This window comes from Sulfitobacter aestuariivivens, from assembly GCF_014763045.1.
GTDB classification, from domain to species: Bacteria; Pseudomonadota; Alphaproteobacteria; order Rhodobacterales; family Rhodobacteraceae; genus Sulfitobacter; species Sulfitobacter aestuariivivens.
Map to the genome: position 1 here is coordinate 971,795 of NZ_JACTAG010000002.1, position 16,602 is coordinate 988,396.

Annotated in this window: 13 protein-coding genes; 7 read left to right on the top strand and 6 right to left on the bottom strand. The window is 56.6% G+C overall.

Annotated features, from left to right (window positions below):
- The first annotated feature begins 11 nt into the window (after positions 1-11).
- Both H9Q16_RS14540 and H9Q16_RS14545 read left to right on the top strand, forming a co-directional pair.
- A complete protein-coding gene (locus H9Q16_RS14540; protein ID WP_191076144.1) occupies positions 12-938 on the top strand; it encodes a glycosyltransferase family 2 protein in 927 nt (308 codons plus the stop codon).
- The gene (locus H9Q16_RS14545; protein ID WP_191076145.1) at positions 925-2,070 is read left to right on the top strand and encodes a glycosyltransferase family 4 protein; all 1,146 of its coding nucleotides are present in this window, start codon (positions 925-927) and stop codon (positions 2,068-2,070) included. The genes H9Q16_RS14540 and H9Q16_RS14545 overlap by 14 nt, the downstream gene beginning before the upstream one ends.
- On the opposite strand, the gene H9Q16_RS14550 is transcribed toward H9Q16_RS14545, so the two are convergent.
- Together H9Q16_RS14550 and H9Q16_RS14555 are read right to left on the bottom strand one after the other, a co-directional pair.
- On the bottom strand, positions 2,067-2,735 hold the full coding sequence (locus tag H9Q16_RS14550; RefSeq protein WP_191076146.1) for an ABC transporter ATP-binding protein: 669 nt from the start codon (positions 2,733-2,735) through the stop codon (positions 2,067-2,069). The genes H9Q16_RS14545 and H9Q16_RS14550 overlap by 4 nt on opposite strands.
- Positions 2,736-2,744: 9 nt before the next feature.
- On the bottom strand, positions 2,745-4,127 hold the full coding sequence (locus H9Q16_RS14555; RefSeq protein ID WP_246455757.1) for a capsule biosynthesis protein: 1,383 nt from the start codon (positions 4,125-4,127) through the stop codon (positions 2,745-2,747).
- 92 nt (positions 4,128-4,219) lie between these two features.
- On the opposite strand from H9Q16_RS14555, the gene H9Q16_RS14560 reads away from it, so the two are divergent.
- A complete protein-coding gene (locus tag H9Q16_RS14560; protein ID WP_191076147.1) occupies positions 4,220-5,023 on the top strand; it encodes an ABC transporter permease in 804 nt (267 codons plus the stop codon).
- A gap of 9 nt (positions 5,024-5,032) precedes the next feature.
- Here the strand turns inward: H9Q16_RS14560 and H9Q16_RS14565 are convergent, their stop codons facing one another.
- Positions 5,033-5,911, bottom strand: a complete 879-nt coding sequence (locus H9Q16_RS14565) for a sulfotransferase (RefSeq protein WP_343067860.1) — start codon at positions 5,909-5,911, stop codon at positions 5,033-5,035.
- Positions 5,912-6,059: 148 nt separating this feature from the next.
- The gene (locus tag H9Q16_RS14570) at positions 6,060-8,441 is read right to left on the bottom strand and encodes a pre-peptidase C-terminal domain-containing protein (protein WP_191076148.1); all 2,382 of its coding nucleotides are present in this window, start codon (positions 8,439-8,441) and stop codon (positions 6,060-6,062) included.
- Between the two features lie 404 nt (positions 8,442-8,845).
- Here H9Q16_RS14570 and H9Q16_RS14575 point away from each other — a divergent pair, with 404 nt between their 5' ends.
- Genes H9Q16_RS14575 through H9Q16_RS14590 form a run of 4 tightly spaced genes read left to right on the top strand, consistent with a single transcriptional unit; the run spans position 8,846 to position 14,212 of the window.
- Entirely contained in the window at positions 8,846-10,006 is a 1,161-nt protein-coding gene (locus H9Q16_RS14575) for an acyl-CoA dehydrogenase family protein (protein ID WP_191076149.1), read from the top strand.
- 51 nt (positions 10,007-10,057) lie between these two features.
- The gene (locus H9Q16_RS14580) at positions 10,058-12,112 is read left to right on the top strand and encodes an acetate--CoA ligase family protein (protein WP_191076150.1); all 2,055 of its coding nucleotides are present in this window, start codon (positions 10,058-10,060) and stop codon (positions 12,110-12,112) included.
- The gene (locus tag H9Q16_RS14585) at positions 12,105-12,890 is read left to right on the top strand and encodes a carnitinyl-CoA dehydratase (protein ID WP_191076151.1); all 786 of its coding nucleotides are present in this window, start codon (positions 12,105-12,107) and stop codon (positions 12,888-12,890) included. Before H9Q16_RS14580 ends, H9Q16_RS14585 begins: the two co-directional genes overlap by 8 nt.
- Entirely contained in the window at positions 12,890-14,212 is a 1,323-nt protein-coding gene (locus tag H9Q16_RS14590) for a cytochrome-c peroxidase (protein WP_191076152.1), read from the top strand. Before H9Q16_RS14585 ends, H9Q16_RS14590 begins: the two co-directional genes overlap by 1 nt.
- On the opposite strand, the gene H9Q16_RS14595 is transcribed toward H9Q16_RS14590, so the two are convergent.
- Both H9Q16_RS14595 and H9Q16_RS14600 read right to left on the bottom strand, forming a co-directional pair.
- On the bottom strand, positions 14,209-15,702 hold the full coding sequence (locus H9Q16_RS14595) for a CRTAC1 family protein (protein WP_191076153.1): 1,494 nt from the start codon (positions 15,700-15,702) through the stop codon (positions 14,209-14,211). The two genes, H9Q16_RS14590 and H9Q16_RS14595, sit on opposite strands and share 4 nt — an antisense overlap.
- Positions 15,690-16,592 carry an ROK family protein gene (locus H9Q16_RS14600; RefSeq protein ID WP_343067888.1) on the bottom strand — a complete coding sequence of 301 codons (903 nt, stop codon included), beginning with the start codon at positions 16,590-16,592 and terminating at the stop codon, positions 15,690-15,692. The genes H9Q16_RS14595 and H9Q16_RS14600 overlap by 13 nt, the downstream gene beginning before the upstream one ends.
- Positions 16,593-16,602: the final 10 nt, after the last annotated feature.

Here is a 16,602-nt window from a genome sequence, read left to right on the forward strand (position 1 = left end):
TGACAATGCCGATGCCGCAAAGCAATAAGGTGACGATCCTGATGGGGGTCTATAATGGTGCGGCCCATCTGGATGCCCAATTGCAGAGCATTGCGGCGCAGACTTATGAGAACTGGTCGTTGATTTGCAGCGACGATGGGTCGACGGATGGGACGCGCGAGATCGTCACGCGGTTTGCGCAGGATCATCGCGGCAAAGTGCTGTTAAGCGACGGGCCGCGCGCCGGGTTTTCCAGCAATTACATGCAGATGATGCGTGATCTGCCCGATGATATCGCGATGGTGGCGTTTGCGGATCAAGACGACATCTGGGAACCTGACAAGCTTGCCCGGGCGGCACAGGCGCTTGAGACAGAGGGTCACCCCACCCTTTATGCGTCCCGATGCTGGTACTGGTATCCTGAAAGCGGTGTACGCAAGCCGTCGCCAAGCCCGGCGCGTCCGGCCACATTTCGCAATGCGCTGATCGAAAATATCGCAACTGGCAACACCATCGTATTGAACCCAGCCGCTGCGCGCTTTGTTCGGGATGCCGCGCAACACACGTCTGCTGTATTTGCCCATGACTGGTGGCTTTACCTGTTGATGGCAGGCGCAGACTACCGGATCGAATTTGATACCGGCGCGCCGACACTGCTTTATCGCCAGCACGCCGAAAATTTGATCGGCGGGGGTCAAACACTGCACGAGCAGGTACAGCGCAAGCTGAAAGTCTTGCAAGGGGCACTGTCTGATCGGATCGGTCTGAACATTGAGGCTTTGCAACAGGTTGAGAACCTCTTGACCGCTCAGAACCGTGAGGTACTCGATCAATTTGCGCGGGCTCGCCAAGCCGGTTTTCTCAGGCGTCTGCAAGGCTTGAGAAAGGTGGCTCCTTATCGGCAGACAACACTGGGCACGCTTGGTTTTTGGGGAGCCGCCAGTCTTGGCCGTATCTGAACCCCTGCCCCATGTGGTTCTGGTTGGTGGTGATGGCGGCCCGTCAGGCGTGCCGCGCCACATGCTGCACCTCGCGGATGCCTATAAGGATACCGCGCGCGTTACCGTGATCAGTGACGCGAATTTTGGTGGCTTCGATCAGGTCGCAGACACAGGTGCCGAACACATCACGATCAAGGGTCTGCAAAGCAAAATGTCATTTGCACATCTTTGGGCCGGCTGGCGGGGGTTGCTTCGGTATGTCCGAAAAACCGATGCTGACCTGGTTTGGCTGCATGCCCGGATGCCTGTCCTCATGGGGCGCGCCGCGCTTGCGCTTCGCTTGTGGCGACCGGATCATCCGGTGGCAGTGACTTTTCATGGACTGCCCTTTGGGAAAGGCCATAAGCCGCGCGCCAGCCATGTTTCGCTGGTGTTGGAAAAAGCACTGCTTTCTGCGTGCCCACCGTTGGATTTGGTGTTCTTGACCCGGCCAATGGCAGAGACGATGCAAAAGGCTATGGGCAACAAACGCTGGTCAAGGCACCGCATTCATGTTCTGCCCAACGCTTCAAATCTGGGTGAGCTTCCGGACAGGACACCCGCGCCGGGCACGAATTTAGTGATGACCGGTCGCGCAGGGTGGCAAAAGAACTATGCAGCTGCCGCACGTCTTTTGGCCGCGTTGCCCTCGGAATTCACCCTTACCCTATGTGGCGCGGGCACGCAGGATGCAGCATTTCAGCAAGAAATTAGTGCCGATCTGCCAGATGACGTGAGCCAACGCCTGCGCTTTACCGGTCCTTTGAACGACGTACGGGCAGAGCTGATGTGTGCCGATGGGTATCTCTTGTGCTCACGATACGAGGGTCTGCCAATTGGCGCGCTGGAGGCTTTTGAGGCCGGACTGCCAATCGCCCTTGCACCGTTCGACGGCGCGGACGATCTGGTCTCTCGACACCCTTATGCAACACTTCTTTCGCTCACGGACATGGCCGCAGACGCGGCCAGGATCGAAACCTTGCTGCGGCGTTATCGTGCTGATGGGGATGCCGCGCGGGTGGCCATTCGTCAGGTTTGGGCCCAAAATTGGTCGCCACAGGCATTTACGTCCCGCAGCCGCAGCATTCTCGACAAGTTGCTGGGCGGCTAACCGCTCGCAGGGACAGCGAGATTATGATCGTGGTGTTCGATCGCCGCTTCAATATCGTCGTAGAAAATCAGTTCACCGTCTTCGAGAACTGCGGCCATTGTGCACAGGCGCCGCACCATGTGCGGAGAGTGCGTAACCACAATTGCCCCAGCATCCTCCATACGCTTGTCAAAAACTGCCACGCTTTTGTGCCGAAAGGCGCCGTCCCCCACAGCGGTGACTTCGTCAACAAGATAGGTGTCAAACGGGATGCCCATCGAGACACCAAAAGAAAGCCGCGACCGCATGCCCGAGGAATACGTACGGAACGGCATTCGGAAGTGCGGCCCCAGCTCAGCGAAGTCTTCTACGAAATCGACCAGCATATCAGTGTCGACGCCATATAACCGCGCCACAAAGCGCGTGTTCTGAACGCCCGTCAGATCGGGATGAAATGATCCTGAGAAACCCACAGGATATGAGATTGAACCGGTTGACCGCACCCGGCCGCGTGTGGGGCGGATCGTGCCGGCGATCAGTTTAAGCATCGTACTTTTACCCGCGCCGTTACGGCCAAGCAGTGCCACGCTCTTTCCAGTCGGAAAGGTTGCAGAAAGATCTTCACAGATGGTCTTGTAGCCGGATTTGGTCCAGAAATGTTTGGTCAGATTATCAAGCTGAATCATCTGCCAGCCTCAGCTACGGTCCCGAACGGAGTAGTACACCAGACAGATAATTGCCCAAGCAAAAAACGCAAAGAGCAACCAAAGCCCCATGATTTTGGTCCGTTGGGGGTACTCCGCTTTTTGCGCTAGCGTGGGTTTGACATGCGCGGCAAGATAACGGCTTTGCTTGCGCACCTCGGCCAAGGCGCCATCATGCGCAGCTAGAGCACCGTTATACGCCCGTTCAGCATACTCGCGGTCAACCATCAACCCTTCGAACTCTCCGACGATATCAGCAAAGGCATCGCCCTCTTCATCGTCACCCAGACCCAGTTTGCGCCGTTCCGATGCAATCCGTTCATTGATCGCTTCGATCCGTCGTTCAGATTGCGCAATGCGAGGATCACTTTCGCGGGTGGTGTCCTGCAGTAGGTCGTATTCAATCAACGCTTCGGCCAATTGCGCCTGCAGGCTTGTCAGCAGGCCCATCTGGTTCTGAGTGTCGATTGCGGGGTCCACGAGCTGGTTTCGATTGCGAAACTGGGTCAGATTTTTTCGTGCGACCTTCAATCTCTCAAGAGAGCTTTCCAGCTCTTCGCGGGTAAAGCTGATTGCGTCCTCGCGGGCCAGCTGCGACAGGCCGTTGATCATTTCGCCACATTCATCCAGCACTACCTCGGCGATGTGCAAGGCATCCTGCGGATCGAATGCGAGCACCTCGAGATCGATCAAGCCTGTCCCGCTATCATAGACAATTGAAATCTTTCGTTCCCAATGTGACTGCAGGTCTTCGATCGTCCCATCAGGGTCAAACGCAAAGATCGGGTCCTGATCCACACCCGGTTTAGACCAGATATCACGCAAATCCACACGCGCATCGACCTTTGACACCAGTTCCTGGCTGGTCAGATAGGCATACAGGATATCTGTATCCGATGAGCTTGACCCAGACAATTCGGTGATACCGCCCAGCAATTCGATAGCAGAGCTTTGCTCTTCTGTGCGGACCGAAAATGCGAGGTTCGACGCATATTGATCTGCCGCACGGGTCCACAAATAGAAGGACGCCACAGCAGCAGGAATAACAACGACGGCCAGAAAAGACAGGAATAGAAAGAAATGGCGGCGGCGTGGCCGGGCCGGTTTTGCGACCGGTTTGACGTTGCGTACCCCGGCACCACCGGGCGGGACCCTAGGTGGAGCTGGTTCGCTCAGATCTGTTCCACCAGCCGCTGGTTGACGCACCGGTGCGACCGGGCGCGCAGCTGCAGGCAGATTGGGTGTTGGCCGCTGTGCCGCAGGTGGTTTGGGCGCTGCGGGATTGGGCGCAGGGGTCGCGGGTTTAGTAGCACTGAAAGTAATGCGCCTGCGTGCATCGGGCGCATCGGGTTTGTCAGAGGTACCATCTGCCATTGTGCGCTTCTTTTCTGTTCTGTACTCTTTGGCGTCTATCCGTCACGGATACAATAGTTGCGCGGCAGTATCCAGTCAGGAGGGTGGGACAGATGTCATCGACAGAACAACCTCCGCTGCGTGAGGCACACGCGCCATTTTCAACGTTTCGCGCCATATTCGCCTTGATGTTGCGTGAGATGTCAACGACTTACGGACGATCCCCAGGCGGATACATCTGGGCGATCCTTGAGCCCGCAGCCGGGATCGCACTGCTGACGGCGATTTTTTCGGCGGGGTTTCGCACGCCACCTCTCGGAACAAGCTTTTCGTTCTTTTATGCGGGCGGCATTCTTCCGTTACTGATGTACACGGATGTATCGAACAAAGTCGGCCAGACGATCCAGTTCAACCGCGCCCTTCTGGCCTATCCGCGCATCACATTTATCGATGCGCTGTTGGCCCGGCTGTTCCTGAATTTCATGACGCAGGTGATGGTGCACACGGTTGTGTTGTCGTTCATCCTGCTGGTCCTCAAGCCGGATACCACGCTGGATTTCGTCAAAATCGGGCAGGCCTATGTGCTTTGCTTCTTGCTGGCTGCAGGTGTGGGCACCCTGAACAGCTTTCTGACGCTTGCCTACCCGGTCTGGCAGACCGCATGGGCCATCATGAACCGTCCCCTCTTTCTGATCTCATGTATCTTCTTTGTATTTGAAATCGTACCGGAGCCCTATTCCGATTACCTTTGGTACAACCCGCTGGTACATATTATCGGGCACATGAGAGATGGGTATTACCCATACTACCAACCAACGTATGTGTCGTTCGTTTACCCGGTCATGCTATCTGCGATTTTCTGCATGGCGGGGCTCTTTCTGCTGAACCGCTACCATCGCGATATTCTGGATAAATAGGGTCGGTCGTCAGACGGCGGTCCAATTGTCAGGAATGGCAAACCCTTGTGCTTCGATTTCACCATTGATGCGCCGGATATCGTCCGTGAACAGACCCGGGAAGAAGTCAGGCATGTCCACTTTCACGCTTTCTGTAAAGCGCCGGTCCATGATGGCCTGCGGGTAATTGAACGGGGGGACATCCAGGAACTCTTCGATCTGGCGCAGCATACCTCGTTGATCTGCATGGATATCTTCGTAGAAGATGACCTTGAGCATGTCCGGCTCAAGCCCGCCCTTCAAGTTCCGCAGAACCTTGCCGTACTCTGCGTTCATCCAGATATGGTTCTGGCGGACAAACTTATCGAAATCACGCGGGCCCCAGGTGTCCAGTACGTCCAGCTGGTTCGTTACCTGCAGGTGGAACTTGGCGTGGCTCCACAAGCGTTTGATCGGGTCGCGCATGGTGTAGAGGACGCGCAACGTATCACATTTGCTGGAAATTTGCGGCCATGCCTCCTGCGGCAAATGTGCGTTCAGATTGGAAAAGTCGCAGGCGTACTTTTCATGGTCGCGCATCAGGAAGAGGTTGCGATACCAAAAATCGTCCACCGGACGGTCAAGGTAATTGCAGATCCAGTGCAGGTTATGCCGCACGCTGTCGATGTTCGACTGTTCGGGGTTGATTCGCTTGAGGTATCTTTGCGCGACAGCCTGCTTACGCTGCGCTTCATTCAACTGCCCGCTATTGACGTAGCGGTGATAAAAGTAATGTATTTCCTTTTCCAGCGCGAAATGCAGCTGTGGATGGCGTGCCAGAACGGCGTAAAGCCAGGTGGTGCCTGCTTTCATTGCACCAACGCTCAGAAATAGGTTGTGAAACGTCTTGTTGGCTTGCTGTAGCTGCACGTTTTCAGTTCCATAGAAGGATTTTCCGCGTCACTAGCGGTTTGGCCCCCAAACGTAAAGGTCGGGATTTCAGACCATACCGATCTGCGAATTTGCTTTGTCCCGGGATGCTTTGAGGGCGGGACACGCGCCCCGCCCTTGCATCTCGTCAAAAGATGAAATCCGAGGCGTCCAGGTCGCTACGGTTCACGCCGTTCAGGGTGATGCTGCTTGTCCCGGTATTAATGACAGTATTGGCACCGACCTGTGTAGCGGCGGACAACGCCTGGAAGAGATTGTTGATGCTGCTCAACCCGCTGAAGTCCAGTCGTTCGAACGTATTCGTCGCCGCGAAGTCCGTGATCGTGTCATTGCCGTGATTGTTGGTGAAGACAAAGGTATCGGCGTTGAAGTTGCCTTCCAGAATATCGTTGCCCGACCCACCATTCATCGTGTCGAATCCGGCACCGCCCCAAAGCGTGTCATTACCGGCATGGCCGAACATCAGGTCGTTGCCGGTCCCGCCAAAGATCCGGTCATTGTCACCCTGACCGTACAGCCGGTCGTTGCCGCCCATGCCAAACAGCGCATCAGTGCCATCGCCGCCGTAGCCGATATCATTCCCGAACCCACCGAACAGCCGATCAAAGCCCAGATCGCCGACCATGGTGTCGTCGCCGTTGCCGCCATAAAGGTTGTCGGCCTGATGCCCGCCGTCGAGGAAATCATTTCCGATACCCCCGTCCAGAAGGTCAAAGCCCGCCTGACCATAAATCCTGTCGTTGCCCGCCTGACCGAACAACCCATCAACGGTGAACCCAGTTGAGCCGCCTCCGAGGATGAGGTCGGCACCATTGCCGCCAAAGACACGATCCGCGTTCTGGCCGGAATTGATCGTGTCGTTGCCGTCACCACCTTCTATGTTATCGGCGCCAAAGCCACCGAGAATCTGATCATTACCGGCTTGACCAAGCAGCCTGTCGGCCCCGTTGCCACCTTCGATCAGGTCGTTCCCGGCACCACCAAAGATCGTGTCAAAACCACCATAACCGACGAGGCGATTGTTGGCTGCGTTACCCACCAAGTAGTCGCTGGCGTTGTTCCCGAAAGCCTGTTCAATCACTACGCCGTTCGCAATGGTATAGCCGCCTGCAACACCGTTGACGCCGGAAATGTATCCGCCACCGCCTTCTTCCATCTGCAGTGTTGCAGCGCGCAAATCAATCCGCGCAGCACCTGCGCCCGTATGGCGGATGGCATCAAGACCGCCAGTATCCCAGATTGCAGACCAATATGTCCCCACGCCCGCACCAGTGGGCAAAAAGTAGTTGGTCGCGGTATTATTGTGCGTCGTGTTGGCCCCATAAAGCGCTTGCAATACGCCGATATCCAGCGCCATCGGCCCGGCCTCAAACCCGTAATTCACTCCAACGGTACCGGTCGGCGCGGTCCCCGGTCCGCCGGTATGATAGCCGGAATTGTAGGTCATGGCGGTATAGATGCCTTGATTGAGATTGAAATCTCCGTAGTCGTCAAAATTGGATGTCACACCGGGCATGATCGAAGAGCTTCCGCCGCCATCATGCGGATGCGCCATTCCCAGGCCATGCAGCACTTCATGAACGACTGTCACAAAACCATAGCCCCCAAGGCTTAGATCGCCACCGGCAAAGCGGTCCCAATCGTCGCCGCCGAAGACGCCTACACCACCGTATGTTGTGCCGGGGGGGTTGAAATAGCCAAGACTGTCAAATTCGTTAAGATCCAGCAGGAACTGCATATCAGCGTTTGCCGCCGTGTTCACCACATTGAAGGACAGGTTCGTCACCGCTTCGATCAGATCAAAGGCACGTTGGATCTGGCCAACTTCATAGGCATTCCAGCCCTCTGCAGTGATGCCATCAATCGTATATCCGGCGGGTGCAAAAAATACTGTGACGTTGGTGCTATCAAGCCGTGTATCCCAGGAAATGGAATCCAGCGCCGGACTGGAAAAGTTAGGGGAATCGATCCAGTTGTTCAAAGGGGGCGTGCCGCTGGCCGGATTGCTACCCCCACCTGTCACGCTAAGCGAATAATTCCCGACATTTGAGTCTGCAGAGGGATAATCATACGCCCCGGCGGAGATATAGTATGTCCCGGAAGACCCGGCAGTGAATGTCAAAAGGGAGTTCAGTCCACTGCCACCATCGTCGTTGGCGGCCACGAAAGTGCCAAAGCTGTTGTAGATGGCCAGCAACGGATCCGGCAACGTCGTACCGGTCAAAGCGACCGTAATCGTCTGGCCTGCAGTAAGCTGTATCCCGTACCAATCCTGCTCAGTCTCAGTATAGATATTACCAAAAATCGTGTCGCCCAAGGATATCGAAGACGCCGACCCTGGTGTTTGCCCAATACTGAAGCCGATACCATCGGATCCATCCGAACCTTCCAGACCACCCTGGCCAACCAGCCCATCTTCCTTGCGCGCTTCGATGCAGGCATCGCATCCGCACCCGGAGGCGTGTTCAGAGCCTGGAAGGATGCGATCGTGGGAAAATAGTGCGCTCATAAGGAAAGTCCCTTCGGATGACAGAATGGTTAAACAAGTATTTAAGTCTTACGAAACTGGATTCTGCGCTGCAAAGAAAACAGCATGATCTTGGGAAAAAACGGTTTTTCGATAAGCGTTGAGGGAAAAAAAACACATACCGTTTCCACACCGTGGACAAACCGATCGCAGCAAATTCAATTCCGGACAGAATATGTACCCCTCGAATCACCTGCAAAGGGCCAGATTTCAGGAGCTTCTGCGACGACAGGTTTGAATCCAGGGGATGCGCGGCCCCAGTCATTGGTCACACCACTTGCTCTTCAAAGATGTCTTGCCGGGTTGATGTTCCGCAGCCATAAAACGGAAAGGCATGCTCCGAGGACGGCCGCAATCGCATATGGACGAAACAAAGGAACCTGCGCATGCACTTTGGCCTTTCAGAGGAACAGGAGATGATCGTCTCCACCGTCCGCAGCTTTGTCGAGAATGAGATTTACCCCCACGAAGCGGAAGTTGAACGCACCGGTGAAGTGCCCCATGCCTTGGCGCAAAAAATCAAGGACAAGGTGCTCGAGCTCGGATTCTACGCCTGCAATTTCCCTGAAGAGGTCGGTGGTGCGGGTTTGAGCCATCTTGATTTCACGCTGGTCGAACGGGAACTTGGTCGCGGCTCAATGGCGCTGACACATTTTTTCGGACGGCCCCAAAACATTCTGATGGCGTGCAATGAGGAACAACGCGAACGCTATCTTTTGCCCGCAGTACGTGGTGAGCGGATGGATGCGCTTGCGATGACGGAACCTGATGCCGGATCCGATGTGCGCGGAATGAAATGCTCAGCCGTCAGGCAGGGAAGTGATTGGGTGGTCAATGGCTCCAAACATTTCATTTCAGGGGCGGATCACGCTGACTTTTTCATCGTTTTCATTGCCACGGGTGTGGATGAAACCCCGAAGGGCCCAAAGAAGCGGATTACGACGTTTCTTGTGGATCGGGGAACGCCGGGCTTTGAAGTGCGGGACGGCTATAGGTCGGTGTCACACCGCGGTTACAAAAACTGCATCCTTGAATTCGATGACTGCCGTCTGCCAGACGCGCAAGTCCTCGGAGAGGTCGATGGAGGGTTCGCGGTCATGAATGAATGGCTTTACGCGACCCGTCTGACGGTAGCCGCATTTTCAGTGGGGCGCGCTCGCCGGTGCTTTGACTATGCGCTGAGTTATGCGGCGGAACGCAAACAGTTCGGTCAGCATATCGGCAAGTTTCAGGGGGTCAGCTTTCAGATTGCGGACATGATCACAGATATTGACGCCTCTGACCTTTTGACCCTGAGCGCCGCGTGGCGTCTGGATCAGGACCTGCCAGCAAATCGCGAGATCGCCTCAGCCAAGGTTCATGCAACCGAAATGTTGGCAAAGGTAACCGATACAACCCTGCAAATTTATGGCGGCATGGGCCTGATGGATGATTTCCCCATTGAGCGGTTTTGGCGAGACGCGCGTGTTGAGCGCATTTGGGATGGCACTTCGGAGATTCAGCGCCACATCATTTCGCGCGATCTGCTGCGACCCTTGGGTGCGTGATGCTGGGCGCGCGCCAAAAAACCCAAAATCTCCTGGGGAGCAGTCTCTTACATGACGCGTGACATTTCCCGTCTGCTGCGCCCGCAATCGATCGCCGTTATTGGTGGTGGTGCCTGGTGCCGCGCGGTCACAGCACAGTGTCGCAAAATGGGCTTCTCTGGCAGTATCTGGCCGGTTCATCCAACAGCCGAAGAGATCGAAGGATTGCCGGTATTTGTAGATGTCAGTACTCTCCCAAAGGCACCAGATGCCGCCTTCATCGGCGTAAATCGCGAAGCCACGATTGATATCGTGCGCGCACTTTCGTCTCTTGGTGCCGGTGGGGCCGTTTGTTTCGCTTCCGGTTTCAAGGAAGCAGAGGCAGAGGATGCCAGCGGTTCCGCCATGCAGGATGCCCTGCTGACCGCAGCAGGCCAGATGCCGATACTTGGACCCAACTGTTACGGGTTCATCAACTATCTGGATGGCGCATTGCTTTGGCCAGATCAGCATGGTGGGCATCGAACACACACCGGCGTGGCATTGGTCACCCAAAGCTCCAACATGGCGATCAACTTGACCATGCAAAATCGTGCCCTACCGCTGGCTTATGTTGCGACAGCGGGCAATCAGGCACAAACCGGATTGGCAGAAATCGGAGCTGCATTGCTGGAAGATTCCCGAGTGACGGCGTTGGGCCTTCACATTGAAGGGATCGGAGATATCCGCGCGTTCGAGGCGCTCGCCGCACGCGCGCGCGCGCTGGGCAAGCGGATTGTGGCGATAAAGGTCGGCCGCTCCACACAGGCGCGGGCGGCAACGGTATCTCATACCGCTTCGCTTGCCGGTGAAGATGCCGGGGCTGAGGCGTTGTTGCAGCGTCTTGGCATCATCCGCGTTCCAGACCTGCCCACTTTTCTTGAGACGCTCAAACTGCTACATGCGGTAGGCCCGTTGCCCCATAACGGCATTGCTACAATCAGCTGTTCAGGCGGGGAAGCCAGCCTTGCCGCAGACACTGCAGTCGGGTTTGACATTCGCTTTCCACCACTGAACAAGACCCAAAAAGACAAACTGCGCAGCGCCCTTGGTCCGCGTGTCGCATTGGCCAATCCGCTGGATTACCACACGTACATTTGGCGTGACACCGTGGCCATGACACGCGCGTTTGCCGGCATGGCCGATCCCGGCATTGCAATGACACTTTTGATTGTCGATTTCCCCAGAAGCGACTTTTGCGATGCCTCTGACTGGGACTGCGCGATTGACGCCGCGATTGCGTCGGCAAATGAAACAGCGACGCGATACGGCATGGTCGCAACCTTGCCCGAACTGATGCCCGAGAAGGTGGCAAAGCGATTAATGGCGGCAGGTGTTGTCCCGTTTTCCGGCCTGACGGAGGCTCTCGCCGCCTGTTCATTCGGATCGACCCAATTGCCTGAAGTGGCCGATCCAATCTTGGTGCCAGGCCCTGAAAGTTCTTCCGAACTTATTCCCGAAGCGATAGCCAAAGCAGCCCTTGGGGGGCATGGACTTCGTGTACCGAAGTCGGCGCGCGCGATCTCTCCCGACGAGGTGGCCCATCTTGCCGACAGCACGATCGGGTATCCTTTGGTTCTTAAGGGTGAAGGTGTGGCACACAAGACAGAGGCTGGCGCTGTGAAGCTCAACATCACATCATCTGATCAAGCTTTTCAGGCTGCTCTGGCGATGAATTTGTCTGGGTATCTTGTCGAAGAGATGATTACCGGCACGGTGGCTGAACTTCTGATCGGTGTTGTGCGTGACCCCGCGCACGGTTTTTTGCTGACGCTGGGCGCGGGCGGGACGCTGACCGAGTTGATGGACGACACAGCCTCACTTTTGATCCCTGCCTCGGACGCATCGGTGCATGATGCTCTTGTGAGTCTGCGCATCGCACCTTTGCTCAGGGGGTATCGCGGCGCAGATGCTGCCGATATTGACGCTATAGTGGATGCTGTCCGCGCCGTTCAGGACTATGCCATTGCCAATGCCGAAACGCTGGCAGAAATTGAGATCAATCCGCTTGTGTGTACCGCACAGGGTGCCATTGCCGCCGATGCGCTGCTGCGCCTTTCCAAGCCAGAAGGAACCGCTGATGTCTGAAAGCCCTGTCAAAACCCGCCGCGAGGGTGCGATCCTCGAAGTCACGCTGGACCGCCCCAAGGCCAACGCGATTGATCTTCAGACCTCCCGTGTGATGGGCGAGACGTTCGCAGCTTTTCGTGACGATCCTGATCTGCGTGTCGCCATTCTGACCGGGGGCGGGGACAAGTTTTTTTGTCCCGGCTGGGATCTCAAGGCGGCGGCGGACGGGGATGCAGTGGATGGCGATTACGGCGTTGGCGGCTTTGGCGGATTGCAGGAAATGCGCGATATGAACAAACCCGTCATCGCGGCGGTGAACGGCATCTGCTGCGGCGGCGGGTTGGAGCTGGCGTTAAGTGCCGACATGATTCTGGCTGCGGATCACGCCTCATTCGCGCTGCCGGAGATCCGTTCCGGCACTGTCGCGGACGCCGCATCGGTGAAAATGCCCAAGCGCATTCCCTACCACATAGCGATGGAATTGCTGCTGACGGGCCGCTGGTTTGATGCGGATGAGGCGCATCGCTGGGGGATCGTCAATGAAATTCTGCCGAGCGATCAGCTGATGGCACGAGCATGGGAGCTGGCAAAGCTCTTGGCGTCAGGTCCGCCGCTTGTCTATGCCGCAATCAAGGAAATCGTGCGCGACGCCGAGGATTCCAAGTTTCAGGATGCCATGAACCGGATTACCAAGCGGCAGTTGCGGTCGGTCGATGTTCTTTATGCGTCCGAAGACCAGCTTGAAGGTGCGCGGGCGTTTGCCGAAAAACGCGATCCGGTCTGGAAAGGAAAGTAATGCGCTTTGCGGTCCTGATTACCGCACTGGGTTTCGCCACGGGCGCTTCCGCTCAATCACTGCCTCATCCTGTGACGGATGCGGATTATGTGCCGGTTTCGCTGGAAGAAGCCCAGTTGGGGCAGTTGCTGTTTTATGACCCCATTCTGTCGGGTAACCAAAACATCGCTTGCGCTACCTGCCATCACCCGGCCTTTGGGACATCCGACGGGGTCCCCCTGGCCCTCGGCGAAGGGGCTGTCGATTTGGGACCGGATCGGAAGATTGATCCGGATCATCTGCCTGAAAAGCGTATCCCTCGCAACGCCCCAGCGCTGTTCAACCTGGGCGCGCGTGAATTCACGGTCTTGTTCCATGACGGGCGCCTTGAGGCCGATAAGAACAGCCCAAATGGCATCCGGACCCCAATGGACGGGGATATGGTTCAGGGGTTTGACTCTATCTTGTCGGCGCAGACCATGTTCCCGGTGCTTAGCCGGGATGAAATGGCTGGCAGTCATCGAGAAAATCCAATCGGGCGGGCCGTGCGTCAGGGGGTGATCACTGGCCCAACCGGCGCCTGGGACCTGATTGCAGAACAGGTGCGGACAGTTCCTGCCTATGCAAAGATGTTCTTGGCGGTGTACCCCCACCTCAAGGACAGCGACACCATCGCGTTTACTGATGTATCGAACGCAATCGCAGCGTTCATGGCGTTTGAATGGCGCTCTGACACGGCGGTTTTCGATCAGGTGCTAAGGGGAAAGGCACATTTGCAAGGTGCGGCGCAGCGCGGGCTTGAGCTTTTCTACGGCTCTGCAAATTGTGCCGTGTGTCATGCCGGGCCTTTCCTGACCGACCACGATTTTCACGCGATGGGCGCGCCGCAGATCGGCCCCGGAAAGGCGGCCACGTTCGAGACGCATCAGCGCGATGAGGGGCGGTTTCGCGTGACGGGGGATCCTGCGGACCTTTTTGCCTTTCGCACACCGTCATTGCGCAATGTCGCGCTGACCGCACCTTATGGGCATGCAGGCGCACATGCTGACCTTGCACAGTTTCTGAAGGATCACGCTGACCCCCGACAGGGATTGCAGGGCTTTGACACCTCCAAGGTCGTGATGCCCGATTTCGACGCGAACGACTTTGCGATCATGCAAGATGCCGATGAGGTCGCAAGGATTGTGGCGGTATTGGACGCCCCAGCCATCGCGCTGACGCCAGAACAGACAAAGGACCTTGTCGCATTTCTAGAAACGTTAACGGATCCGGTGGCCATAGACGGACGGTTGGGCATTCCCAAAAGCGTGCCCAGCGGTCTTCCCGTTCCAAACCTCGACTAATCGGGCTTGTGCAAGACATGGGTCTTTCCTGCCCTGACCTCGTGGCGCGTTTTGGTTCCGTCTGGCCACGAGACATGCACATCTGCTGTGTCTGACTTGCCCAATCCAAAGTGCAGTGGCAGCGCCTGACCCCCGGCATGACCGCCACCGATCAGCACTTGTGCCGTTTGGGTTTCCGCCACCGTGTTCACCGTGACAACAGCGCCAACCGCTCGACTATTGCTGCCCGACTGTGACAATCGCAGGCCGATCCATGCACCGACCAGCGGGGTCACATTGCGATAGAGCCCCATTTTTGATCGTCGGTTCATCACCACCAGATCAAGCCGGCCATCGCCATCAAAATCAGCAAGCCCCGCCCCACGGGATCGCTTGATGCTGGCAATGCCTGCAGTTTCGCCTGCCTCCTCAAAGGTGCCGTCAGCCTGCTGCATAAGCAGGTTGTTGGGGTCTTTCGTCGCCATACCGGGCATTTGATCAACATTGCCCTTGGCAATGAAAAGGTCGACCCGTCCATCGTTGTCGACATCTGCGAATTCTGCGTGCCACCCGGTCGAGGGGCGTCCGTCACCGCCAGTGTAGGGTCGTTGTGCATAGGTGCCGATGCTATAGGGCGCGTTCTTGTACGTCCCGTCATCCTGGGCGATTTGGAGCAGTTGATCGCCCATCGACGTCAGCATTACCTCATCTCGCCCGTCCCCGGTCAGATCACGCGACGCAATGCCCATGCCCCAAAGCGATACGGTGGGCCAGCCATCTTCAGGACCTAAAAATCGTTCATCTTCGATATCCCACATCTGCTCAAAACCGCCCGAGACATAGTAATGGCGGTCGTTTGACAGGCGGAGCGTTGCCCTGCCTCTGGCGTCGCGCGCCGTGAGGATCGACAGAGCGCAATAGCCAGGTGACAGCGTTTGCGGGACGTATGACCCTTGGTCAGCCCTCAGCAGCACATTGTCGTCACAGGCCTCGAAAGGCCCATCGGGGTCTTTGCGGTCAACGTAGTTTCCGACCGCCAAGTTTGGTCTGTCCGCGTCAGTGTCCCACCACGCGGTAAACGCTGTGCTCCATTGGTCCAATTGCGGCAATCCGATCGCATCAGTTGCGTCCGTGAACGTGCAGTCGGGGCCCCCCTTAAGGAAACGATTTGCACCAACCCTGAGCACGAAGAGATCTGTGTGACCATCGCTGTCGAGGTCGATTGGATACGCGCCGGTCGTGCCCTCGATTTTAAGGACGGGCGACTGGACGAATTTGAACGCCCCTTTATTGCGGATCAGGATCGCCGGTTTGCTGCCGCCGGCTGCAAATATATCCGGCAGCGCATCGCCATCACAGTCGAGCAGGGCAACACCGCCGCCGACAAAGTGTTCCCATCCGCCGGTGTAGGTATGCGGCGGCAATCGCTCGGACAGGTCTTCGAACAGAGGCTGGGCGTTTGCTGAACCGACAAGCAGACACAAGGCAACAAGGTGTTTCACGCCGTCCATCGATCCGTGCTGAACATTTCGTCGGTAACGGCTGCCAAGGCAAGCGCGCTGGCGCCGTGTGCCCAGCTCAAATCACCGCTGTTGTGGATCTCGATCTTGCAGGGCTGGTCGCCCCTCGACAGCGTCAGAGCTTGCACGTCAGCGATGACATCACCAACAAACATGTAGTCATAGCGCATCCGTTCACCTGAGAGGATAATCAAGGCCGGATCGAACAGCTGCATCACGTTTGACAAGCCCAGCGCCAGATACCTGCCTGCGCGTTGAAAGATTGTCAGCGCTGCCGGATTGCCAAGCTTTGCCTCTTCAAAGAGCTTGTCGAGAATGCCCTTCATGCTGCTTTGCTGATATTGACCAAACCCCAGCGCGGTGGTTGCCTCGCGCGCAAGCGCATAGTCGCCCAGATAGGCCTCAAGACAGCCGCGCTGACCACAGCGGCACAATGCGCCATCGATTTGAACCTTGGTGTGGCCCAGTTCCAATCCCATGCCGAAAGACCCCCGATAGAGCCTGTTATTCAACACAAGCCCCATGCCAACGCCGTTTTCTATGGTCACAACTGCAAAATCAGACATGTCCCGCCCGGCCCCAAACCAAAGTTCGGCGAGTGTCAGCATGTTCGCGTCATTTTCCAGATAGACATCGACGCCAAAACGATCCCTGAAGGCTGTGCCGAATGGCTGGTCGCGTTCAGACAGAATTGGCGACCAGCGCACGATACCCTCACCATGGGCGATAATACCCGGCATCCCGATTCCGATGCCGTTCAGATCCGCCAGCGTGCAATCAGCCTTTTTTAGCAAACGCTTTAAGAGATGGTTCAGTTCATCAAGAACGTCGTGCACCCTTTTCGCTTTTTGCGTTGTTTCAAGCACGGCTTGCGCAATCATATTGCCAGCG